At 67.8% G+C, this 20831-nt stretch carries 21 protein-coding genes and 1 tRNA gene; 16 read left to right on the top strand and 6 right to left on the bottom strand.

The window, feature by feature from the left end; genetic code table 11:
- Positions 1-74 precede the first annotated feature (74 nt).
- Positions 75-2240, bottom strand: coding sequence for a TonB-dependent siderophore receptor (locus tag PGN12_09820; protein MEH3104189.1), 2166 nt, complete (start codon positions 2238-2240; stop codon positions 75-77).
- 607 nt (positions 2241-2847) lie between these two features.
- Complete coding sequence (locus PGN12_09825; GenBank protein ID MEH3104190.1) at positions 2848-3384, bottom strand: hypothetical protein; 537 nt, start codon at positions 3382-3384, stop codon at positions 2848-2850.
- 110 nt (positions 3385-3494) lie between these two features.
- Here PGN12_09825 and PGN12_09830 point away from each other — a divergent pair, with 110 nt between their 5' ends.
- Both PGN12_09830 and PGN12_09835 read left to right on the top strand, forming a co-directional pair.
- A complete protein-coding gene (locus PGN12_09830) occupies positions 3495-3863 on the top strand; it encodes a PRC-barrel domain-containing protein (protein MEH3104191.1) in 369 nt (122 codons plus the stop codon).
- A gap of 11 nt (positions 3864-3874) precedes the next feature.
- On the top strand, positions 3875-4006 hold the full coding sequence (locus tag PGN12_09835; protein ID MEH3104192.1) for a hypothetical protein: 132 nt from the start codon (positions 3875-3877) through the stop codon (positions 4004-4006).
- A 190-nt stretch (positions 4007-4196) separates the two neighbouring features.
- Here the strand turns inward: PGN12_09835 and PGN12_09840 are convergent, their stop codons facing one another.
- Complete coding sequence (locus tag PGN12_09840; protein MEH3104193.1) at positions 4197-4943, bottom strand: TonB family protein; 747 nt, start codon at positions 4941-4943, stop codon at positions 4197-4199.
- Positions 4944-5136: 193 nt separating this feature from the next.
- Positions 5137-7320, bottom strand: a complete 2184-nt coding sequence (gene uvrB, locus PGN12_09845; GenBank protein MEH3104194.1) for an excinuclease ABC subunit UvrB — start codon at positions 7318-7320, stop codon at positions 5137-5139.
- Positions 7321-7418: 98 nt separating this feature from the next.
- On the opposite strand from uvrB, the gene PGN12_09850 reads away from it, so the two are divergent.
- From PGN12_09850 to PGN12_09885, 8 genes are all read left to right on the top strand, one after another.
- Positions 7419-7850, top strand: a complete 432-nt coding sequence (locus PGN12_09850; protein ID MEH3104195.1) for a hypothetical protein — start codon at positions 7419-7421, stop codon at positions 7848-7850.
- A gap of 116 nt (positions 7851-7966) precedes the next feature.
- Complete coding sequence (locus PGN12_09855; protein MEH3104196.1) at positions 7967-8797, top strand: ferredoxin--NADP reductase; 831 nt, start codon at positions 7967-7969, stop codon at positions 8795-8797.
- A 149-nt stretch (positions 8798-8946) separates the two neighbouring features.
- Positions 8947-9171, top strand: a complete 225-nt coding sequence (locus PGN12_09860; protein ID MEH3104197.1) for a DUF1272 domain-containing protein — start codon at positions 8947-8949, stop codon at positions 9169-9171.
- Positions 9168-9995 carry a bifunctional hydroxymethylpyrimidine kinase/phosphomethylpyrimidine kinase gene (thiD, locus tag PGN12_09865; protein ID MEH3104198.1) on the top strand — a complete coding sequence of 276 codons (828 nt, stop codon included), beginning with the start codon at positions 9168-9170 and terminating at the stop codon, positions 9993-9995. Before PGN12_09860 ends, thiD begins: the two co-directional genes overlap by 4 nt.
- Entirely contained in the window at positions 9983-10591 is a 609-nt protein-coding gene (locus PGN12_09870; protein MEH3104199.1) for a ribonuclease HII, read from the top strand. The genes thiD and PGN12_09870 overlap by 13 nt, the downstream gene beginning before the upstream one ends.
- A 193-nt stretch (positions 10592-10784) precedes the next feature.
- A complete protein-coding gene (locus PGN12_09875) occupies positions 10785-11909 on the top strand; it encodes a site-specific DNA-methyltransferase (protein MEH3104200.1) in 1125 nt (374 codons plus the stop codon).
- A 337-nt stretch (positions 11910-12246) separates the two neighbouring features.
- Positions 12247-13305, top strand: coding sequence for a dihydropteroate synthase (gene folP, locus PGN12_09880; protein ID MEH3104201.1), 1059 nt, complete (start codon positions 12247-12249; stop codon positions 13303-13305).
- Positions 13306-13356: 51 nt separating this feature from the next.
- Positions 13357-14244 (top strand): bestrophin family ion channel, encoded by an 888-nt coding sequence (locus PGN12_09885; GenBank protein MEH3104202.1) that lies wholly within the window; start codon positions 13357-13359, stop codon positions 14242-14244.
- A 42-nt stretch (positions 14245-14286) separates the two neighbouring features.
- On the opposite strand, the gene PGN12_09890 is transcribed toward PGN12_09885, so the two are convergent.
- A complete protein-coding gene (locus tag PGN12_09890) occupies positions 14287-15696 on the bottom strand; it encodes a sigma-54 dependent transcriptional regulator (GenBank protein ID MEH3104203.1) in 1410 nt (469 codons plus the stop codon).
- A 154-nt stretch (positions 15697-15850) separates the two neighbouring features.
- Here PGN12_09890 and PGN12_09895 point away from each other — a divergent pair, with 154 nt between their 5' ends.
- The 6 genes from PGN12_09895 (at position 15851) to PGN12_09920 (ending at position 20522) form a co-directional block, all read left to right on the top strand.
- Positions 15851-15973, top strand: a complete 123-nt coding sequence (locus PGN12_09895; protein ID MEH3104204.1) for an aa3-type cytochrome c oxidase subunit IV — start codon at positions 15851-15853, stop codon at positions 15971-15973.
- Between the two features lie 6 nt (positions 15974-15979).
- Positions 15980-17101 (top strand): NAD(P) transhydrogenase subunit alpha, encoded by a 1122-nt coding sequence (locus PGN12_09900; protein ID MEH3104205.1) that lies wholly within the window; start codon positions 15980-15982, stop codon positions 17099-17101.
- Positions 17098-17574 (top strand): hypothetical protein, encoded by a 477-nt coding sequence (locus PGN12_09905; GenBank protein ID MEH3104206.1) that lies wholly within the window; start codon positions 17098-17100, stop codon positions 17572-17574. The genes PGN12_09900 and PGN12_09905 overlap by 4 nt, the downstream gene beginning before the upstream one ends.
- Positions 17575-17589: 15 nt before the next feature.
- The gene (locus tag PGN12_09910; GenBank protein MEH3104207.1) at positions 17590-17883 is read left to right on the top strand and encodes an NAD(P) transhydrogenase subunit alpha; all 294 of its coding nucleotides are present in this window, start codon (positions 17590-17592) and stop codon (positions 17881-17883) included.
- 224 nt (positions 17884-18107) lie between these two features.
- The gene (locus PGN12_09915) at positions 18108-19598 is read left to right on the top strand and encodes an NAD(P)(+) transhydrogenase (Re/Si-specific) subunit beta (GenBank protein MEH3104208.1); all 1491 of its coding nucleotides are present in this window, start codon (positions 18108-18110) and stop codon (positions 19596-19598) included.
- Positions 19599-19601: 3 nt separating this feature from the next.
- A complete protein-coding gene (locus PGN12_09920; protein ID MEH3104209.1) occupies positions 19602-20522 on the top strand; it encodes a winged helix DNA-binding protein in 921 nt (306 codons plus the stop codon).
- A gap of 5 nt (positions 20523-20527) precedes the next feature.
- Here the strand turns inward: PGN12_09920 and PGN12_09925 are convergent.
- Positions 20528-20603 (bottom strand) — tRNA-Val (locus tag PGN12_09925).
- Between the last annotated feature and the right edge of the window lie 228 nt (positions 20604-20831).

Raw genomic sequence — 20831 nt, forward strand, 5'->3', positions numbered from 1 at the left:
GTCGCAACTCTCCCGATATCCGGGCGCGAACGGGCGGGACGATCAGAGGTTCATCGTTAAGGCGTTGATCGCGATCAGAAGCGGTAGGCGATCGTTCCCTGCACGACGCGGCGGTTGCCGTACCAGCACCACGCGTAATTGGCGAAGCACGACGTGATGTAGGTCTTGTCGAACAGGTTGGAGGCGTTGACCGAGGCGGTCAGCCCCTTGAGCGACGGGCTGAGCCGCTCGAGATCGAACCGCGCCCAGGCGTCATAGACGGTGTAGGACGGGCTGTTGAGCGGTGCCGCCGCCGAAGGGTTTTCGGGCGGGGTGTAGACGCCAGCATAGACTTCGTCGACGTGCCGCACCGCACCGCCCAGCGCGAACCCCTGGAAGGTGCCGCGCTCGGGCGCCCAGTCGAGGATCAGCGACGCGCCGCCGCGCCCGACCGTTTCCAGCCCGCGCCCGACCCGCGACGGATCCTGCGGGTCGCTGGTCACGCGCACGCGCTGGCGGCTGTATGCGGCGCGCGCGGTGAAGCCGAGCCCGAGCGGCGCGCTGCCTTCGAACTCGACACCGGTCGAGCGGACCTCGCCGGTCTGGCGCGAAATCGAGAAATCGGGGGTCGAGGTGACGACGTTGGTCTGGTCGATGCGGAACCACGCGCCCGACAGCAGGATCGGCGTGCCGGGCACGCTGAACTTCGCGCCCGCCTCGATCTGCTTGCCGAACGACGGGTCGGCGATCCCGAGCGAGCCATCGCCGCGGCGCACCGTCGCCGATTGAGGCTCGAACGAGGTCGAGTAGCTGACATAGGGCGCAAGGCCGAAGGGCAGGGTGTAGAGCGCCGCGGCACGCCACGTGAACTTGTCATCCTTCTTCGGGGTGCCGCCGTCCTGCTGTCCCCACGCCCAATCCTGCCGGCCGCCGAGCGTGACGCGCAACGCGCCCAGTTCCATCTGGTCCTGCGCATAGACGCCCTGCTGCCGCAGTCGCGCATCCAGCGTGAACAGGCCGAAGCCGTCCGGAACCTGCGCGGGGGTGCGCGGCACCGTCATCGTGCCGTAGACCGGATTGTAGACGTCGAGCGGGGTCGCGCCGCCGAACTGGCCGACCTCGGTCGAATGCGCCACCTGCCGGTCGACGCCGAACAGCAACCGGTGCGTGACCGGCCCGGTGCGCACGGTGCCGGCGAGCTGGTTGTCATAGGTCCAGTTGTTCAGCTCCTCGTCGGTCGCATAGCTGGCGCGGTTGTAGACGCGCGTGCTGCCCGCCACCGGCGCGCCGCTGACATAGACCAGCCCGAGTTGCGACGTGACGTTCTGGTAACGGCCCGACGAGCGGAAGCGCCAGCCGCCGCCGAAATCGTGCGTGAAGATGTACGTCCCCGCCGCCTGTTCGCGCTGGTAGCGGTTGCCCGCCTCGCCGCCGTCGAAGCCCGTCGACAATTTGCCGTTGGGATTGTCGACCAGCGTGCCGAGCGCCGGGAAGACGCCATAGGCGCCGTTATGCGGATCGTGCGAATAGGTGCCGAGCAGGGTGAAGGTCGTGCGCGAGCCGTTGCCGATCGTCACCGCGCCTGAGACGGTCTGCCGCTCGCGCTTGGCGAAGCGCTGCTGCGTGTCGCTGCCGTTCGCGCTGCCATAGACGCGCCACAGCACGTCGCTGCCCGCCGCGCCGCCGACATCGGCATCGACGCGGTAGAGGTTGTATTCGCCATAGGTGCCCGCGATCGCGCCGTAGAGCGGCACGTCGACCGGCAGCTTGCTCGACTGTGCGACCAGCCCGCCGGGGCTCGACTGGCCGTAGAGCGTCGAGGCCGGTCCCTTGAGCACCTCGAAGCGCGCCAGCCGCGAGACGTCGACCTGCGGGATCGCATAGCCGGTGGTGCTGCCGAACTGCTTCAGCCCGTCGAGGAACACCGGCGCGTCGAAGCCGCGCAGCTTGAACTGGTCGTAGACCTCGGCGCTCGATCCGCGCGTCTCGGGCGTGACGCCCGCGACGAAGCGCAGCGCCTGGTTGAGGTTCTGCAGCCCGAGCGCCTCGATCTGGTCGCCGGTGACAACGGTGATCGACTGCGCGGTCTCGGCAAGCGGCAGCGCCGACTTGGTCCCGGCGCTGGCGAGATCGGGCGCCTGACGGCCGGTGACGATCACGTCGTCGGGCGTCGTGGTGTCGCTGCGCTGCTGCGCTACCGCCGGGGCGGCGGCGAGCAGAATGGCGACGGTGAGGATGCTGCTGGAATGACGGACGAACATGGAAACCCCTTTGATCGAGCGGGGCTTTATCGTCAGTGCGAGTGAGTATCAATAACTTTCAGGCTGCCGTCTCTCCTGCGAAAGCAGGAGCCCGTGTCTGTCTCGTTCTGCACCGACCGTGCATTTGCGACCGACCTGTCTTTGTCAGCTGTTTCGCCACACCACACAGACATAGGCCCCTGCCTGCGCAGGGCGACGGCGTGTGAGGAAAGCGCGTTTGATCCGGCCTACGCCAGATATGAGAAGAGGTTGCCGAACGCCCGCAAACGGACACCCGACAACCCCTTGACATGGTCAGCGGCCGGAGAGCTCCAGCCCGGGAGACCATGTTGCCTCCAAAAACCGCCGGTCCCGCTACGTTGAAGGGAGGAAGCGTCCTCCCGCAGCGGGGCAGCGATCCTTAGAAGCGCATCTCCCGAACGAACTGAACCGACCCCATTGCTGAACCATGAGACATCGGATCACCTCCTTTCGCTGGTTGATAACAGTTGCGACCGCGTAAGCCGCACCTGCAATGTGAGACGAATGCGGATGCGATACAAGGCTTGTAATGCGTCCCGTTCTGGACGAACATTTCAGACTTCGCGCCCCCGTCCGCAACGTCGGATCAGCCGCGGCAATCCTCGATCACCCGCCCCACTTCCGCCCAGGGCGGCAGCACCAGCGGTGGGGTGCCGGATTGTTCGACGGTGAAGCGCCCGCGCGTGAACGCCATCGCATCCAGCAGCCGGTCGTCGCTGGCGAAGCGCGCCAACACCTGCGGCACGGCGGCGGCGACGACCTGCGTCGGGACGCTGCGCGTCGCCGCGCTGGTGCGGATCGTGAAAGGTCCGGGATTGCTGCCCGGGCGCGACAGCAACACCGCTCGCGCCGCGCGGTCGCAGCGTAGTTCGGCCGCGGGAGTCTGGCCGGCCCCGCCGTAACTGGCGCGCGTGCCCGCGGCATCGCGGACATAGCGCCACGCGCCCGGCGTCCACGGCCAATCCTGCCAATTGGCGACCGGGGTGGGCGCGGGGAGTGGTTCGGGCGCGGGACTCGGGGCGGGTACTGGTACGATGGGCGCGGGCGGCACGGCGCGCGGAACGCAGCCGGCGCTCGCCAGTACGACCATCGCGAGCGGCAGCGAAGAGAGATGACGGGTCACCCGCGACGCTATGACCGATCGCTGCCGCGTGCTCAACCGCCATGCCCGGAACCGCCGCACCGGCACGACGGTTCACCGCGCAAGATCGCTTAACATAGGAGAATCCCGTCATGGCCGACGACGCACCGACCCAGATCCTGGTGCAGTCCACCCTCAGCGACACGATGAAGGTCGACACGCGCGACGGCGATCATCTCGGCACCGTGCAGGCGTTCATGGTCCACAAGTCGACCGGGCGCGCGACGCATGCGGTGCTCAGCCTCGGCGGTTTTCTGGGGATGGGGAAAAGCTATTATCCGTTGCCCTTCTCGCTGCTGCAATTCGATCCGGTGCGCGATCGCTATGTCGTTACGATCGACCGGCGCTTGCTGGAGGGCGGCCCGAGCTGGGCGAACAACGCGCCGGTGTTCGATCAGGCGTATGCCGATCGCGTCGCCAGTTACTATCAGGTGCAGGGCGAGAACCTGAACATCGCGTGAGGAGCGGAGTGATGAGCGAGCGTAAGGAAAACGACGTTCAGGAAGCGGTAGAGGAACTGCTTACCGACCCGGACGCGCCGGACAAGGGCAACAGCACGCCCCCGCCGCAAACGACCGATGCGGAACCGGCGAAGGATCGCTGACCCGTCGCTCCGGACTTGACCCGGGGAGGGAAATAGATCGTTCGTCATTGCGAGCGTAGCGAAGCAATCCAGGGCGTCCTGGTCCGACCCTGGATTGCTTCGCTACGCTCGCAATGACAACAGCATCGTGTGATCGATCGGCGGGAGCCAGCGAGAAGCGGTATCGCGGATCACGTCCGGGATAACGTCCTCACCGACCGGCGGCAGGCTCCGGCACGATGATCCATTCGTGGTTCTCGACGATCCACGCCGGCACCGGGCGACCTTCCGCGTCGCGCGACGGGTCGTAGCGGAAGCGGCGCTGGATCAGCCGGCAGGTGGTCGCGTCGAGCGTCGCATTGCCGCTGCTGCTCGTGACGTGACAGTCGCGCACCCGGCCGTCGCTCCACACGAGGAACTTGACCGCCACCGTGCCCTGAAAGCCCGCGTCGCCGATATCGCGCGGATAATCGGCATCGGTCAGCCGGCCGCGCTTCCAGACCGGCGGCGTTTCGTCGCCTGGCCCGCCATCACCATCGCCCCAGCCGCCGCTACCGGTTCCGTTGCCGACCCCGCCCGCACCGGTGCCCGGGCCGACCTTGCTCGTCGCGCCCTGCGTCGCCGCGTCGCCCGCGAATGGCTTGAGCGCGACCGGGATCGGTGGTGGCGGCAGCGGCACGACGACGATCGGCACCGGCGCGGCGACCTGCGTCGCCTGCGAGCGGATGTTGGGCGGCGCGGCACGGCCCGAGGGGCGTGACGTGTGCGTGCGTTTTGGTATCACCTTGGCGGGTGGTGACGGCGGGGGCGCGACGCGGAATACCGCCAGCCCCTCCTCGACGCGTTGCGCGAGCGGCGCGCCGGCCAGCCCCACGAACAGCGCCCAGCCGAGCGCCGCGCTCACCGCCGCCGCGGCGATGGCCGGTCCGATCCGCTCACTGGGAGGCTGCGCGTACATGGTGGGGAATATAGGGCTGGGTGGCTGAACCGGGAGTGATCGCCGCTCATCCTAACCGCTGGCGTACCCCGGCGAAGGCCGGGGCCCAGTTGGGGGACGTCTGCAGAAGAAGCGGGACGGCTGTCGCGCTCGAATGCGGCGACGTCTCCCAACTGGGCCCCGGCCTTCGCCGGGGCACGCAGGCCGGAAGCCCCTACCGTTTCCCGAACTTCCGCTGCGTCTTGCCGAAGCGCGTCTTGCGGGTGCCCGGTTTGCCCTCGTTGCTGCGCCCCATGATCGGCAGCTTCTGCTGCTCGACCGGCAGCCCCAGCTCTTCCTGCTCCAGCGCGCGGATCTCGTCGCGCAGTCGCCCGGCTTCCTCGAACTCGAGATCGGATGCGGCCTTGCGCATCTTCTTCTCCAGTTCCTCGATATAGGCGCGCAGATTGTGCCCGACCATGTGCGGCCGGTCCTCGTCGATCTCGACGGTCACCTGATCCTTCGACGCGACATGCGCGATAATGTCGCCGATGTTCTTGCGCACCGTGGTCGGGGTGATGCCGTGCTCGGCGTTATACGCCTCCTGCTTCTCGCGGCGGCGCGCGGTTTCGTTCATCGCGCGCTCCATGCTGCCGGTGATCCGGTCGGCATAGAGGATCACGCGCCCGTCGACGTTGCGCGCCGCGCGCCCGATCGTCTGGATCAGCGAGGTTTCGGAGCGCAGGAAGCCTTCCTTGTCGGCGTCGAGGATCGCGACCAGCCCGCATTCGGGGATGTCGAGCCCCTCGCGCAACAGGTTGATCCCGATCAGCACGTCGTACACGCCCAGCCGCAGGTCGCGGATCAGCTCGATGCGCTCCAGCGTCTCGACGTCGGAGTGCATGTAGCGGACCTTGATCCCCGCCTCGTGCATATACTCGGTCAGATCCTCGGCCATGCGCTTGGTCAGCGTGGTGACGAGCGTGCGGTAGCCGAGCGCGGTGGTCTTGCCGCATTCGACGATCAGGTCCTGCACCTGTTCCTCGACCGGCCTGATCTCGACCGGGGGGTCGATCAGCCCGGTTGGGCGGATCACCTGTTCGGCGAACACGCCGCCGGCCTGCTCCATCTCCCACGTGCCCGGCGTCGCCGAGACGCAGACGGTCTGCGGGCGCATTGCGTCCCATTCGTTGAAGCGCAGCGGTCGGTTGTCGATCGCCGACGGCAGGCGAAAGCCATATTCGGCGAGCGTGATTTTGCGGCGATGATCGCCGCGCGACATGCCGTTGATCTGGCCGATCGTCTGGTGGCTTTCGTCGACGAACAGCAGCGCGTTCTCGGGCAGATATTCGAACAGCGTCGGCGGCGGCTCGCCGGGCAGGCGGCCGGTCAGGAAGCGGCTGTAATTCTCGATGCCGTTGCAGCTGCCAGTCGCGGCGATCATCTCGAGGTCGAAATTGGTGCGCTGCTCCAGCCGCTGCCGCTCCAGCAGCTTGCCCTCGATCTCCAGTTCCTTGAGCCGTTCCGACAGCTCGTGCTTGATCGCCTCGGTCGCCTGCTTCATCGTCGGGCCGGGCGTGACATAGTGCGAATTGGCGTAGATGCGGATCGAGTTCAGGCTCGCCGACTTCTTGCCGGTCAGCGGATCGAACTCGACGATCTCCTCGATCTCGTCGCCGAAGAACGACACGCGCCACGCACTGTCTTCATAGTGCGACGGGAAGATTTCGAGATTGTCGCCCTTGACGCGGAAGTTGCCGCGCTGGAATGCCGCGTCGTTGCGCTTGTACTGCAGCGCGACCAGCTTGCGGACGATCTCACGCTGGTCGACGCTCTGTCCCTTTTTCAGGTCGAAGATCATCGCCGAATAGGTTTCGACCGAGCCGATGCCGTACAGGCACGACACCGAGGCGACGATCAGCACGTCGTCGCGTTCGAGCAGCGAGCGCGTCGCCGAGTGGCGCATCCGGTCGATCGCCTCGTTGATGCTCGACTCCTTCTCGATATAGGTGTCGGAGCGCGGGACATAGGCTTCGGGCTGATAATAGTCGTAGTAACTGACGAAATATTCGACGGCGTTGTCGGGGAAGAACGACTTGAACTCGCCGTACAATTGCGCGGCGAGGATCTTGTTCGGCGCGAGGATCAGCGCCGGGCGCTGCATTTCCTCGATCACCTTGGCCATCGTGAACGTCTTGCCCGAGCCGGTGACGCCGAGCAGCACCTGATCCTTCTCGCCCGCCCGCGCGGTGTCGACCAGCTCGCGGATCGCGGTCGGCTGGTCGCCTGACGGCTGATATTCGCTGACCAGCTTGAACGGCTTGCCGCCTTCGACCTTTTCGGGGCGGGCAGGGCGGTGCGGGACGAACGCCGCATCAGTTTCGGGCTCGGCAAGGTTGGTGCGGATCTGGATCGCCATGCGCGGCAATATGGGCGCAGCCGCGGCGCGGCGAAAGGGCGCGTTGACGATGTGTTCTGCGTCAGCTACTGCGAGGCAATCGCAAATCGAGGTGATCCATGTACCGCTTCCTCGACCGACTGCCGCCCAACCTCGACGAGCATTTCCACTTTCTTTTGGGTGCGATGCGGCAATGGACCGCCGCAGCGCGCGCCGGGCGCTGCCCGTGCGCGGCGCTGGCGCCGGGGTTCGGCTGGCGCGGGGTGATGGCGGCGCTGCCCGACTTCACGAAGCTGATGGCGCTGCTGGACACCCACGCGCTGCGCTGGATGCGGTTCGGGATGCCGGGCGCGGAGCATGTGACGGAAGCGGAGGCGACGCTGCTGGCGATGTTTGCCGCGGCGCTGGACGGCGATGGCGTGGCGGTGCGCCGGATCGCCGCGACATTGGTCGCCGACAGCGGCGCGCCACGCGTTGCCGAGGAACTCGCGACCGCCGCCGAGTGGGTGGCATTGCGCTTCGTCCAGGCGCCGCTCGCGCAGCGCGATTGACGCGCCCCGTGCGCGCCACCTTGCCCGCGCCCAAGCCCAGCTATGGTTGACCCTTCCCGCGCCGCACCATAATGCGCGCCATTCGCAAGAAATCCTCATATCAGACCGGATCGCCGATGACCGACCTGCGTGCGCCAGTGCTTATCCCTGAATCGACCGCCTTCAACAGCGTGGCGGTGAAATGGGTGCGACACTGGAACGAGCATCTGTTCAGCTTCGCGGTCGAGCGGCCCGCGTCATTCCGTTTCCGCTCCGGCGAGTTCGTGATGATCGGCCTGCCCGGCGAGGGCGGGACCGAGGACAAGCCTGCCAAGCCGGTGATGCGCGCCTATTCGATCGCCAGCCCGGCATGGGCCGAGGAACTGGAATTCCTGTCGATCAAGGTGCCGGGCGGCCCGCTGACCGAGCGGTTGCAGGCGGTGGAGCCGGGCGATCAGGTCTATCTGGGCAAGAAGCCGACCGGCACGCTGGTGCTCGACGCATTGCTCGGCGGCAAGCGGCTGTTCCTGCTATCGACCGGCACCGGCCTTGCGCCGTTCCTCAGCGTCGCGCGCGATCCGGACGTGTACGAGCGCTTCGATCAGGTCGTGGTCGTCCACGGCGTGCGCCGCGTCAACGATCTGGCCTTCCACGACGAGCTCGCCGCGCGGCTGGCCGACGATCCTTTGGTCGCCGATGAGGCGGCGACGCGCTTCCATTACGTCCCCGCGGTCACGCGCGAGGACTTCCACACCACCGGCCGCATCCCCGCGCTGATCGAGAGCGGGCGCTTGTTCGAGGGGCTGAACGGCGACGCGCGCTTCGATCCGGAGAGCGACCGTGTGATGCTGTGCGGCTCGACCGCGATGATCCGCGAGATCGCGTCGGTGCTGGAGCACAAGGGATTCGTCGAGGGCTCGAACGCCAATCCGGGGCAGTTCGTCATCGAGCGGGCGTTCGTGGATTGATCCTTCTCCGTCATTCCGGACTTGATCCGGGATCCCGCTTCTTTCTTCTCTGGTCAAGAAGCGGGGCCCCGGATCAAGTCCGGGGCGACGACAGGTCGGGATTGTGCGGCCGGGGTGACGGCCGCTAGCAGGCACGCTAAACGCCCGCCATGCTCGAGATGCGACCCGATTGCGAACGCTGCGGCGTTGACCTGCCCGCCGACGAAGGCGGCGCGTTCATTTGCTCGATGGAATGCACCTTCTGCGCCGAATGCGCCGATGCGCTGGATGAGACCTGCCCGAATTGCGGCGGCGAATTGCTCGACCGCCCGGCGCGGGTCGGCAAGACGCTGAAGAAATATCCCGCCGCGGTCCAGCGGCATCACCGCGCATGACGATCGCGCGCGTCCTGATCGTCGCGGGCTCCGATTCCGGCGGCGGCGCGGGGATCCAGGCCGATCTCAAGACCGTGACGATGCTTGGCGGCCATGCGATGACCGCGATCACCGCGATCACCGCGCAGAACACGCTGGGCGTCGAGGCGGTGGCGGCGCTGTCGCCGGAAATGGTGCGCCGACAGATGACCTGCGTGGTCGAGGACATCGGCGTCGATGCGGTCAAGATCGGGATGCTCGGTCGCGCCGAGATCGCCGCCGCCGTGGCCGACGAACTCGCGAGCGGCCTGTACGCCGCGCCGATCGTGCTCGATCCCGTAATGGTCGCGACCAGCGGCGCGCAACTCGCCGACCCGGCGACCATCGCCGGCTTCGCACGGCTCGCGCGGATGAGCACGCTCGTCACGCCGAACCTGCCCGAACTCGCGGCGCTGGTCGCCCGCGATCACCTCGATGGCGTCGATATCGAGCCCGCTGCGCGCGACTATGCCGCGACGATCGGCGCGCCGGTGCTGGTCAAGGGCGGCCATGCCGAAGGCGCGACGGTCATCGACCGGTTGATCGGCGCCGAAGGGGTGATCGCCGAATGGGCCAACCCGCGCATCGACACGCGCCACAGCCACGGCACCGGCTGCACGCTGGCCAGCGCGATCGCGACCGGGCTGGCGGCGGGGCGGACGCTCGAACCCGCGATCGCGCGCGCGATCCGCTACGTCCGCGCCGCGCTGGTGGCCGCGCCGGGGCTGGGGGCAGGGCACGGGCCGATGGGCCATGCGCTCGGCGACGCGCCGTTCGACCTGTGGGAGCGCGGATGCCCGGCCTGAAGCACGAACGCGCCTGCCTGCCGCCGGTCGCGGGGGTCGACGAGGCCGGACGCGGGCCGCTCGCCGGGCCGGTGGTCGCCTGTGCGCTGGTGCTGCCCGCCAGAGGCGTGCCGCGCGGGATCGACGATTCGAAGAAGCTCTCCGCCGCCGAGCGCGCGCGGCTGTATGCGCGGCTCAGCGATTGCGCGGCGCTGGGTGTCGGGATCGTCGAGTCCGCCGAGATCGATACGCTCAACATCTATTGGGCGACGATGAAGGCGATGACGCTCGCGGTCGACCGGCTGGTCGAAGTTTTGGGCTGCGCGCCCGGCCATGTGCTGGTCGACGGCAACCGCCTGCCGCGCTGGAGTTATGCCGCGACCGCGATCGTCTCGGGTGATGCACACAGCCGCTCGATCGCCGCCGCGTCGATCGTCGCCAAGCACACTCGCGACCAGATCATGATCGCCGCCGCCGAATCACATCCGCATTACGGATGGCACGCCAACAAGGGCTATGGCAGCGCGCAGCATCTCGCCGCGCTGCGCGAACACGGACCGTCGCCACTCCACCGCCGCAGCTTCGCGCCGGTCGCGCAGTGCATTTTGCCGTTTTGAGTCGTTTCGGCCACACCACCACCGCTTGAGTCTTTGGAGTCGTCCAAGACTCAATATGTAGAAACGGACTCGTCTTGTTCCGCCATGACAACGAACGGAACGCGGACTCGCTTCGCCGCACGACTCTTGACGGACTCGCGCTTTCCCGCCCTTTTGGGGCTCGTAGACGGGGAGCAGGAATTCGATGGGGGTCATGGAAAAGGTCGTGTGCGGGCGTCGCGCGACGCTGGCGGAAACGCCGGCAGTGTTGCCGCTCGACCAGATCCTGCGTGGCGATTGCATCGCGCAGATGAAGGCGCTGCCCGCGAAGTCGGTCGACATGATCTTCGCCGATCCGCCGTACAACCTCCAACTCGGCGGCGAGCTGTTCCGCCCCGATGGTAGCCATGTCGACGCTGTCACCGATGACTGGGACAAGTTCGACACGTTCGCGCAATATGACGCCTTCACCCGCGCGTGGCTGGCGGAGGCGCACCGCATCCTGAAGGATGACGGTACGATCTGGGTGATCGGCAGCTATCACAACATCTTCCGCGTCGGCGCGACGGTGCAGGATCTCGGCTACTGGATCCTCAACGACATCGTGTGGCGCAAGGCCAATCCGATGCCGAACTTCCGCGGCACGCGCTTCACCAACGCGCACGAGACGCTGATCTGGGCGTCGAAGGGGGAGAAGGCCAGATACACCTTCAACTATCGCAGCATGAAGACGCTCAACGATGAGCTTCAGATGCGCTCGGACTGGGAATTTCCGATCTGCGGCGGTGGCGAGCGGCTGAAGAAGGACGGGGTCAAGGTCCACCCGACCCAGAAGCCCGAGGCTTTGCTGTACCGCATCCTGCTCGCCTGTACGAAGCCAGGCGACGTGGTGCTCGACCCGTTCTTCGGCACCGGCACCACCGGCGCGGTCGCCAAGCGGCTCGGCCGCCGCTGGATGGGGATCGAGCGCGAGGGCGATTATATCGCTGCCGCTGAGGAGCGGATCGCCGCCGCGCTGCCGCTCGACGAATCGGCGCTTGCGACGATGCAGAGCCCCAAGTCGCAGCCGAAGGTGGCGTTCGGCGTGCTGGTCGAGAACGGCTATCTCGCGCCCGGCACGATGCTGGTCGACACCAAGCGCCGCTGGCAGGCGATGGTCCGCGCCGACGGCTCGCTGTCGTCGCCTTGCGGTGCGAACGGCTCGATCCACAAGGTCGGCTCGACGGTGCAGGGCGCACCGGCGTGCAACGGCTGGACCTTCTGGCATTACGAGGCCGAGGGCGCGCTGAAGCCGATCGACGCGCTGCGCCAGACGTACCTGCTCGCGACGCAGCCGTAGTCCCGTCGCCCCTGCGCAGGCAGGGGCCGATGTCTGTGTCGTCGTTGCGCGACGGTGACACATGAGCGTCGGTCGTGTGTCCACCCGACCCGATCGACGACACAGCCATGGGCCCCTGCCTCCGCAGGCGCGACGGCGGTGCATTCAAGCCCCTCCCTTTCAAGGGAGGGGTTGGGGTGGGTGGAGGCCTGGTAATACGCCGCCCTAAGCGCGAACGATCGCCATACCGCGAGCACGCCACCCACCACTATCGGGTAATCCATGCCCTGCATGGATCAGAAATGCCCGGGGGGCATTTCGACCCGACAATCCCCTCCCGCGAAGGGAGGGGGGAGTTATGACGATGCACCTACGCCCGACCCATTTCACCGACGCCCCCTTCGCCTATCCCGATGGCCATGTCGCGCGGCTGGCGGGTGGGTTGCAGTGGTTCGCCGCCTATGAAGTGATCGAGCCCGCCGGCCGCCGCATCGTCCCCGTCGCCGACATCGCACAGCTCGGCGACCGCGCCGCGACGCTCCACGCGCGCGTCACCGCGCCACGCGCGCCGTGGGTGCTCGGCGAACGCACGCTTCGCTTCGACCAGCCGCAGGTCGCCGCGATCCTCAACGTCACCCCCGACAGTTTCTCGGACGGCGGCGCGCACGTCGACGATCCCGCAGGGGCGACGTCGGCCGGGATGGCGATGGCCGCGGCGGGGGCGGCGGTGATCGACGTCGGCGGCGAATCGACGCGGCCCGGCGCGGCGCTGGTCTGGGAAGAGGATGAGGCGCGCCGCGTCGCGCCCGTAGTTGAGCGGCTGGCGCGGGCCGGTGCGCTCGTTTCGGTCGACACCCGCAAGGCGGCGGTGATCGAGGCGGCACTCGCGGCGGGCGCGGCGATCGTCAACGACGTGTCGGCGCTGCTGTGGGACGAACGCGCGCTGGAGATCGTCGCCCGCAGCGGGGCGCCGGTCATCCTGATGCACTCGCCCGACCCGAAAGCGGGCGGCCATGGGCGCCCGGCCTATCGCGACGTGGTGACCGAGGTGTTCGACTGGCTGGAAGCGCGCATCGATGCGGTGGTCGCGGCGGGTGTCGACCGGGCGCGGATCATGGTCGATCCCGGGATCGGCTTCGGCAAGTCGCTCGCCGACAATCTCGCCTTGCTCAACGGCCTCGCCTTGTTCCACGGCCTCGGCTGCCCGATCATGCTCGGCGCCAGCCGCAAGCGGCTGATCGGCGCGCTCGACAACGAGGCGCCGGTCGCGGCGCGGCTTGGCGGGTCGGTCGCGCTGGCGCTGGCGGGGGCGCAGGCGGGGGTGCAGCTGCTGCGGGTCCATGACGTTGCCGAGACAGTGCAGGCGTTGCGCGTCTGGCGCGGCTTGCGCGACCGTGCCTTGTCGGCCACGTCGTGACGGCAATGAAATGACACTGGCACGGATCGTTTTGATGTGCGTTAGCCGGGCATGATCGTTACCGCCGTACCCCGTCTCACCCAGATCGTTCGCGAGGTCTGGAAGCCGCTCACGATCCTGTTCGTCTGGGATGTGATCGTCACCGGAACCTATATCCTGCTGCCGTTCCGTGCGCCCGAACTGCCGCTGACGCTGTTCGGCTCGGCACTGGCGCTGTTCCTCGGTTTTCGCAGCAACTCCGCCTACCAACGCTGGTGGGAAGGACGATCGCTGTGGGGGCTGATGATCAATGCCAGCCGCAATCTCGCGCGTGCTGCACGCAACTTCCTTCCCGATCCCGAAGCGCGGGACATGAAGCGCACGATCGTGCTGCGCCAGATCGCCTATGTGAACGCGTTGCGCTGCCAGTTGCGCAAGCAGAAGGTCGACGACGCGGTGCTCCGTTTCCTGTCGAAGGGCGAGGCGGATTTCGCGCTGTCGCGCACCAACACCGCCAACGGGATCGTCGACGGCACCGGCCGCCGCATCAACGAGGCGCGCGAGAAGGGTTGGATCGACACCATCCAGCAGACGTCGATGGAAAGCGTGCTGATCGACATCGCCAATGCGCAGGGCGGGATGGAGCGGCTCAAGAACACGCCGCTCCCCAATCAATATCGGTTCTTCCCGACGATCTTCACGCACCTGTTCTGCATCCTGCTCCCGATCGGACTGGTCGAGACCCTCGGCTTCGCGACGCCGCTCGGCTCGACGGTGGCGGGGCTCATGTTCCTCGCGGTGCTGGCGATCGGCGACGATCTGGTCGATCCGTTCGCGAACACCGTCCACGATCTGCCGCTGTGCGCGATGTGCCGCACGATCGAGATCGATCTGCTTCAGTCGATCGGTGACGAAGCGCCGGAGCCGATGGTCCCCGACAAGACGGGCGTGTTGTGGTGACGTCACGAAGCCTTAGCACCCACGCGCGCCGGAGCCCCGTGCTCAGGCGGCGGTGTCGATCCCCAGCTCGTTGAGCTTGCGATAGAGCGTCGACCGCCCGATCCCCAGCCGTCGGGCGACCTCGGTCATCCGTCCGCGATAATGCGCGATCGCCAGCCGGATGATGTCCGATTCGATATCCTCCAGCGGGCGCAGATGTCCGTCGGGGCCGAAGAGCTGGACGCCCGGCATCTCGCCGCGCGGCCGCGGGGCGGGGCGGCTGCCGAGCGCCGCGATCTGCGGGAAGTCGGCGCGGGTCAGCGTATCGCCCTCGCACAGCACCGCGGCACGGAAGAGCGCGTTCTGCAACTGGCGGACGTTGCCGGGCCAGTCGTAGTTCATCAGCAACGTCAGCGCGTCGTCGCTGATCCCGAGCTGGCGCAATCCCGGCTGACGCGCGATCCGGTCGAGCAGATGGCGCGCGAGGGCCGGGATGTCGCCCGAACGTTCGCGCAGCGGCGGGATCGGGACGGTGACGGCGTTGAGCCGGAAGAACAGGTCTTCGCGAAAGCGCCCGGCCGCCACTTCATCGGCGAGCCGCTTGTTGGTGGCGGCGATCACGCGCACGTCGACCGCCTGCGTGTGGCGCGCGCCGAGCGGCAGCACCTCGCCGTCCTGCAGCACCCGCATCAGCAGCGCCTGCGCGTCGAGCGGGAGGCAATCGACCTCATCGAGGAACAGCGTGCCGCCATGCGCGGCGACGAAGCGGCCCTGCCGACGCTCGAACGCGCCCGCGAACGCGCCCGGCTCGTGCCCGAACAATTCGCTGGAGATCGTGTTGGCGGCCACCGCGCCGCAATTGACGGTGACGCGTTCCAGTGCGTTGCGCGGGGAGGCGGCATGGATCGCCTCGGCGACCACTTCCTTGCCGACGCCGCTCTCGCCCTCGATCAGCACCGCGACGCGCGCGCGTGCCGCCTTCGCGGCGATCGACAGCGCGGCGCGGAATTCCGGGGCCGTGCCGACGATCTCGTCGAACTCCAGCATCGCCGGGATTTTCTCGGTCAGCGGGCGCAGCTCGCCGCCGGCGGTCGCGCCGACCGCAGCCTCCAGCGCGTGGAGCAGCCGCTCGGGGGCGAGCGGCTTGCTGAGATAGTCGGTCGCGCCCGCACGCATCGCCTCGACCGCGCTGGCGACCGAGGCGTGGGCGGTCAGCAACAGGATCGGAAGTTGCGGGCGATAGGCGCGCAATTCGGCGATCACGGGCGCGGGTTCGACATCGACCTCGGCGTGGTGGAGCAGGATCGCGTCGAGCTGCATCCCGTCCTCGGTCGCCAGCGTCGCCAGCGCGCCCGCCGCATCCTCCGCGATGATCGTCCGCCAGCCGCCGCGCGCCGCGATCGTTGCCACGACGCGCCGCTGCGCGGCTTCGGCGTCGATCAGCATCAGCAGACGTTGTCCGTTGCGCGTCATAGTCTGGCCCGGCCCCATGTTTCGTCCGATGCTGCCGTAACGCCCTTGAGTAAAGGGGGACTTAAATCGGACAGTGATGGCGCCAACACCATATTGCCTGTTGCTGATTGCTTAACTACGGTCTCATGAACCGTTCAAGGGGAAGAGGATCATCATGGCCGAACCTGCCGATCTGAAGAGGCATGAGGCAACGTATACGAGCATGATCGGATTGCTAAAATACGGTGCCGTCGTCTGTTTCCTGCTCGCGTTTCTCGTCATCTGGCTCATCTCGTAATCCGCGATGAAGATCGCGATCGTCCGTGAGCAGGCGCCAGGCGAGCGCCGTGTCGCCGCCACGCCGGAGACGGTAAAAAAATTTGCGGCGCTCGGCGCGACGCTGGCGGTCGAGGCAGGCGCGGGCACCGCGGCGTCGTTCGCGGATGACGATTATGCCGCTGCGGGCGCCACGATCGGCGATCGCGCCGCGACGCTGGCCGGCGCGGACATCGTGCTCGGCGTGCAGGGGCCGGAGCCGGCGTCGCTCGCCGGGGTCGCGCCCGGTGCCTGGGTGGTCGCGGGGCTCAACCCGTTCGGGGAGCGCGCGCGGGTCGATGGCTATGCCGCCGCCGGGCTGGAGGCGCTGGCGATGGAGTTCATGCCGCGCATCACGCGCGCGCAGTCGATGGATATCCTGTCGTCGCAATCGAACCTCGCCGGGTACAAGGCGGTGCTCGACGCCGCCGCCGAATATGGCCGCGCCTTTCCGATGATGATGACCGCGGCCGGCACCGTCAGCGCCGCGCGCGTGTTCGTGATGGGTGTCGGCGTCGCCGGGTTGCAGGCGATCGCCACCGCACGGCGGCTGGGGGCGCAGGTGTCGGCCACCGACGTCCGCTCGGCGACGAAGGAGCAGATCCAGTCGCTCGGGGCCAAGCCGATCTTCGTCGAGAACGTCGCCGGGATCGAGGGCGAGGGTTCGGGCGGCTATGCCGGCGAGATGTCGCCCGAATATCAGGCGGCGCAGGCCGAGCTGGTGTCGGCGCACATCGCGAAGCAGGACATCGTGATCACCACCGCGCTGATCCCCGGCCGTGCCGCACCGCGGCTGGTCAGCGATGCGCAGCTCGCGTCGATGCGCCCCGGCTCGGTGGTCGTCGATCTCGCGGTCGAGCAGGGCGGCAATGTCGAGGGCGCGGTCTCGGGCGAGGTGGTCGAGCGGCACGGCGTCAAGATCGTCGGGCACCGCAACGTCGCCGGCCGGCTGCCCGCCGACGCCTCGGCGCTGTTCTCGCGCAACCTCTACAACTTTCTCTCGACCTTCTGGGACAAGGAACAGGCGCGCCCGGTGCTCGATGCCGAGATCGGCGACGCGATCCGGCTGACGAAGGACGGGAAGGTCGTGAACGCGCGGCTGCTGTCGTGAGGCGCGGTTGGGGGGCGCTCGCCGGACTGCTGTTGGCGACGACGGCGCAGGCCGCCGCGCCGGACAAGGCCGATCGCCAGGCTTTCTACGACATGGTCGATCGCTATCAGATGTTCGTGGTGCCGCATTGCGAGCCCGAAATCATCACCGCCTATCGCGCGCAGAACGCCGCGCGCGACGCCGCCTTCGTCCAGTCGTTACAGGGGACGAAGCTTGCCGGCGTCTATAGGCGCGCGGTGGCGGATCGCGAGAAGCACGATCGCAAGACCGTCTACGATTGTCAGCCGACCACCGCGCCGCGCGCCGCGCCGACCGGCCGAACCGCGGCGCAACGCCGCCGCGCCGAGCGCGAGGCGGCACGGCTCGTCGCGGCCGAGGCGAAGCGCGACCGCACCGAGATCTTCACCGAAGGCGACCGGATCTTCGCCGAGATGGTGGCATTGCGCGACCGGACGGCCGCGGCGCCGCGCTGAACGAAAGGGGCCAGCATGGACTTCATCGCGATCCTGTCGATCTTCGTGCTGGCGTGCTTCGTCGGCTATTATGTCGTCTGGTCGGTGACGCCCGCGCTGCACACGCCGTTGATGGCGGTGACCAACGCGATCTCCAGCGTCATCATCGTCGGCGCGCTGATCGCCAGCGCGGCGGTGGGAAGCATCGGCGGCAAGTGGCTGGGGCTGCTGGCAGTGGTGCTGGCGAGCATCAACATCTTCGGTGGCTTCGCGGTCACGCAGCGGATGCTGGCGATGTACAAGAAGAAGGAGCGGCCGGCGGCGAAGTGACCGTCATTCAAGGCCGTCGCCCCTGCGGAGGCAGCGGCCCATGACTGTAGAGTGGAAGAATATCGCCTGACACATGCCGGACGATCCTGTGTCAGGCCGCGAAACAGGACGAAACAGCCATAGGCCCCTGCCTGCGCAGGGGCGACGTGCGGGGGAGCATAGCCCCCAAGTGGACACAGGCCCCTGCCTGCGCAGGGGCGACGAAGTCGGGGGAGCAGAGCCTAGTGCAACACGCCGTCAATCCATGGGTCGCCTTCGCGTACCTCGTCGCGGGCGTGTGCTTCATCCTCGCGCTGCGCGGCCTGTCGAGCCCGACCACCAGCCAGCGCGGCAACCGCTTCGGCATGATCGGCATGGGCATTGCGGTGCTGACGACGCTCGTCACGCATGTCCCGACGATCACCGTGCTGGTGGAGGGCTATGACTATGCCGCGCTGCTCTCGGCGATCGACGTTGTCGCGGTGTTCGAGATCGTCGCCGCGATCGCGCTCGGCGCGGCGATCGGGCTGACCACCGCGCGGCGGATCGCGATGACCGCGATGCCGCAGCTCGTCGCCGCCTTCCACAGCCTCGTCGGGCTCGCCGCGGTGCTGGTCGCCGCCGCCGCCTACCTCAATCCGGTCGCGTTCGGGATCGCGTTGCCGGTGCTCACGCCGGACGGCGCGGTCGCGCTCATCAACCCGGTCAGCCGCATCGAAATGGGGCTGGGCGTCGCGATCGGCGCGATCACCTTCTCGGGTTCGGTGATCGCCTTCCTCAAGCTCAACGGCAACATGGGCGGCGCGCCGATCCTGCTGCCGGGACGGCACGTCATCAACCTCGGCGTGCTCGCCGCGATCGTCGCGCTGGTCGGCTATTTTACGCTCGACCAGAGTCCGTGGGTGTTCTGGACCATCACGATCCTGTCGTTCGCGATCGGCTTCCTGCTGATCGTCCCGATCGGCGGCGCGGACATGCCGGTCGTGGTGTCGATGCTCAACAGCTATTCGGGCTGGGCCGCCGCCGCGATGGGCTTCACGCTCCACAACAGCGCGATGATCATCACCGGCGCGTTGGTCGGCTCGTCGGGCGCGATTCTCTCGTACATCATGTGCCGCGCGATGAACCGCAGCTTCGTGAGCGTGATCGCGGGCGGGTTCGGCGCCGAGGCGGGCGGCGGCGGCGCAAGTGCCGCCAAAACGGATCGACCGTGGAAGCGCGGCTCGGCCGAGGACGCCGCCTTCCTGATGAGCCAGGCCGAGCAGGTCATCATCGTCCCCGGCTATGGCATGGCGGTCGCCCAGGCGCAGCACGTGCTGCGCGAGATGGCCGACAAATTGAAGGCCGAGGGCGTGCGTGTGAAATATGCGATCCACCCGGTCGCGGGGCGGATGCCGGGGCATATGAACGTGTTGCTGGCCGAGGCGAACGTCCCCTACGATGAGGTGTTCGAGCTGGAGGACATCAACTCCGAGTTCGCCCAGACCGACGTCGCGTTCGTGATCGGCGCGAACGACGTCACCAACCCGGCGGCGAAGACCGACAAGACCTCGCCGATCTACGGGATGCCGGTGCTTGATGTCGAAAAGGCCAAAACGGTCCTGTTCGTGAAACGTTCGATGGGCGGGGTCGGCTATGCCGGCGTCGACAACGACGTTTTCTACAGGGACAATACGATGATGCTACTGGCCGACGCGAAGAAGATGGTCGAGGATATCGTCAAGGCGCTGGACTGAGCCATGGCGACCCCGTTCGGCTTTGCCGGCGCCCGCACGACGTCGTTCGTGCTGGCGTCGATGGACGCGCGCGGCGGTGCCGCGGCGCTGGAGGCGATCGCCCTGATCGGTGGCGCGTTGCGCGCGCATGTCGCGTTGCAGGAGGCGCCGGCGGCGCTGGTCGCGACGCCCGATCCCGTCCCGGTAGTGGTGCTCGATCTGGAGGGAGCATCCGACGAACTCGCGCACGATGTCGTCGCGGTCGTCGGGATGCTCGCGCAGGCGCAGGCGTGGCGCTGCATCGTGGCGATGAACGTCGTACAGATCGATCTGGTGATGGCCGCGCTCGGCGATGCCGCCGACTCGGTGCAGCTGCTTTGCGCGCCTGACCAGCACGAGTGGCTCGGGACGCTGGCGGTCGCTGCGGCACGCGAGCCCGGATCGGTACGTGCCGCCGATGAGGAGCGCGACCAGCTGACGCGGCTCAGCGCCGAGGTGGCGCGTATCGCCGAGATGCTGACGCGCATCACCGAGCGCGACGGCGGCGCGCGTGCCGAGGATCGCCATCGCGCCTTCGCGCCGGCATCCTCGACCAGCGACATCAGCTCGACGACGGTGCGCGACGTGCTGCGCGCACGCCGGCTGCGCGATCGCTTCTTCGAGGGCGGGCTGTTCGAGGACCCGGCATGGGACATGCTGCTGGATCTGTTCGCCGCGCAGCTTGAGGGAACACGCGTGTCGGTGTCGAGCCTGTGCATCGCCGCCGCGGTCGCCCCGACCACGGCGCTGCGCTGGATCGGCAAACTCACCGCTGCACGCCTGCTCGCGCGCGCGCCCGATCCCGAGGACGGGCGTCGCGCCTTCGTCGCGCTGACCGATGAGGCGAGCGATGCGATGCACCGCTATGTCACCACGCTGGCCGAGGCGCGGCTGCCGTTCGTGTGAGGGGATGGTGGGCGCTGACGGGTTCGAACCGCCGACCTACTCGGTGTAAACGAGCCGCTCTACCAGCTGAGCTAAGCGCCCGATGCGGGGCACTTGGTGCTGCCCCGTCGGAACGCTCTCCATACAGTCGTCCGGTCGAGGATCAAGGGGGCGCGGTCCCGCTGGCGCCGATCGACATTCATTGATCGCTTGCCCTTATGCGTCGTCCCGGACCTGATCCGGGATGACGTGGGCTGGAGTCCTTCCTCCGTCCTTGCGCGCGTCGCGAAGCAATCCAGCGCCGGACCAAGACGTTCCGGATTGCTTCGC

Origin of the sequence: Sphingomonas phyllosphaerae, from assembly GCA_036946405.1 — a bacterium.
GTDB classification, from domain to species: Bacteria; Pseudomonadota; Alphaproteobacteria; order Sphingomonadales; family Sphingomonadaceae; genus Sphingomonas; species Sphingomonas phyllosphaerae_D.

Coding starts and splice junctions, on each gene's coding strand:
- PGN12_09820 (MEH3104189.1), bottom strand. CDS start 2,240: ATGTTCGTCCGTCATTCCAGCAGCATCCTCACCGTCGCCATTCTGCTC.
- PGN12_09830 (MEH3104191.1), top strand. CDS start 3,495: ATGGCCGACGACGCACCGACCCAGATCCTGGTGCAGTCCACCCTCAGC.
- PGN12_09835 (MEH3104192.1), top strand. CDS start 3,875: ATGAGCGAGCGTAAGGAAAACGACGTTCAGGAAGCGGTAGAGGAACTG.
- PGN12_09840 (MEH3104193.1), bottom strand. CDS start 4,943: ATGTACGCGCAGCCTCCCAGTGAGCGGATCGGACCGGCCATCGCCGCG.
- uvrB (MEH3104194.1), bottom strand. CDS start 7,320: ATGGCGATCCAGATCCGCACCAACCTTGCCGAGCCCGAAACTGATGCG.
- PGN12_09850 (MEH3104195.1), top strand. CDS start 7,419: ATGTACCGCTTCCTCGACCGACTGCCGCCCAACCTCGACGAGCATTTC.
- PGN12_09855 (MEH3104196.1), top strand. CDS start 7,967: ATGACCGACCTGCGTGCGCCAGTGCTTATCCCTGAATCGACCGCCTTC.
- PGN12_09860 (MEH3104197.1), top strand. CDS start 8,947: ATGCTCGAGATGCGACCCGATTGCGAACGCTGCGGCGTTGACCTGCCC.
- thiD (MEH3104198.1), top strand. CDS start 9,168: ATGACGATCGCGCGCGTCCTGATCGTCGCGGGCTCCGATTCCGGCGGC.
- PGN12_09870 (MEH3104199.1), top strand. CDS start 9,983: ATGCCCGGCCTGAAGCACGAACGCGCCTGCCTGCCGCCGGTCGCGGGG.
- PGN12_09875 (MEH3104200.1), top strand. CDS start 10,785: ATGGAAAAGGTCGTGTGCGGGCGTCGCGCGACGCTGGCGGAAACGCCG.
- folP (MEH3104201.1), top strand. CDS start 12,247: ATGACGATGCACCTACGCCCGACCCATTTCACCGACGCCCCCTTCGCC.
- PGN12_09885 (MEH3104202.1), top strand. CDS start 13,357: ATGATCGTTACCGCCGTACCCCGTCTCACCCAGATCGTTCGCGAGGTC.
- PGN12_09890 (MEH3104203.1), bottom strand. CDS start 15,696: ATGACGCGCAACGGACAACGTCTGCTGATGCTGATCGACGCCGAAGCC.
- PGN12_09895 (MEH3104204.1), top strand. CDS start 15,851: ATGGCCGAACCTGCCGATCTGAAGAGGCATGAGGCAACGTATACGAGC.
- PGN12_09900 (MEH3104205.1), top strand. CDS start 15,980: ATGAAGATCGCGATCGTCCGTGAGCAGGCGCCAGGCGAGCGCCGTGTC.
- PGN12_09910 (MEH3104207.1), top strand. CDS start 17,590: ATGGACTTCATCGCGATCCTGTCGATCTTCGTGCTGGCGTGCTTCGTC.
- PGN12_09920 (MEH3104209.1), top strand. CDS start 19,602: ATGGCGACCCCGTTCGGCTTTGCCGGCGCCCGCACGACGTCGTTCGTG.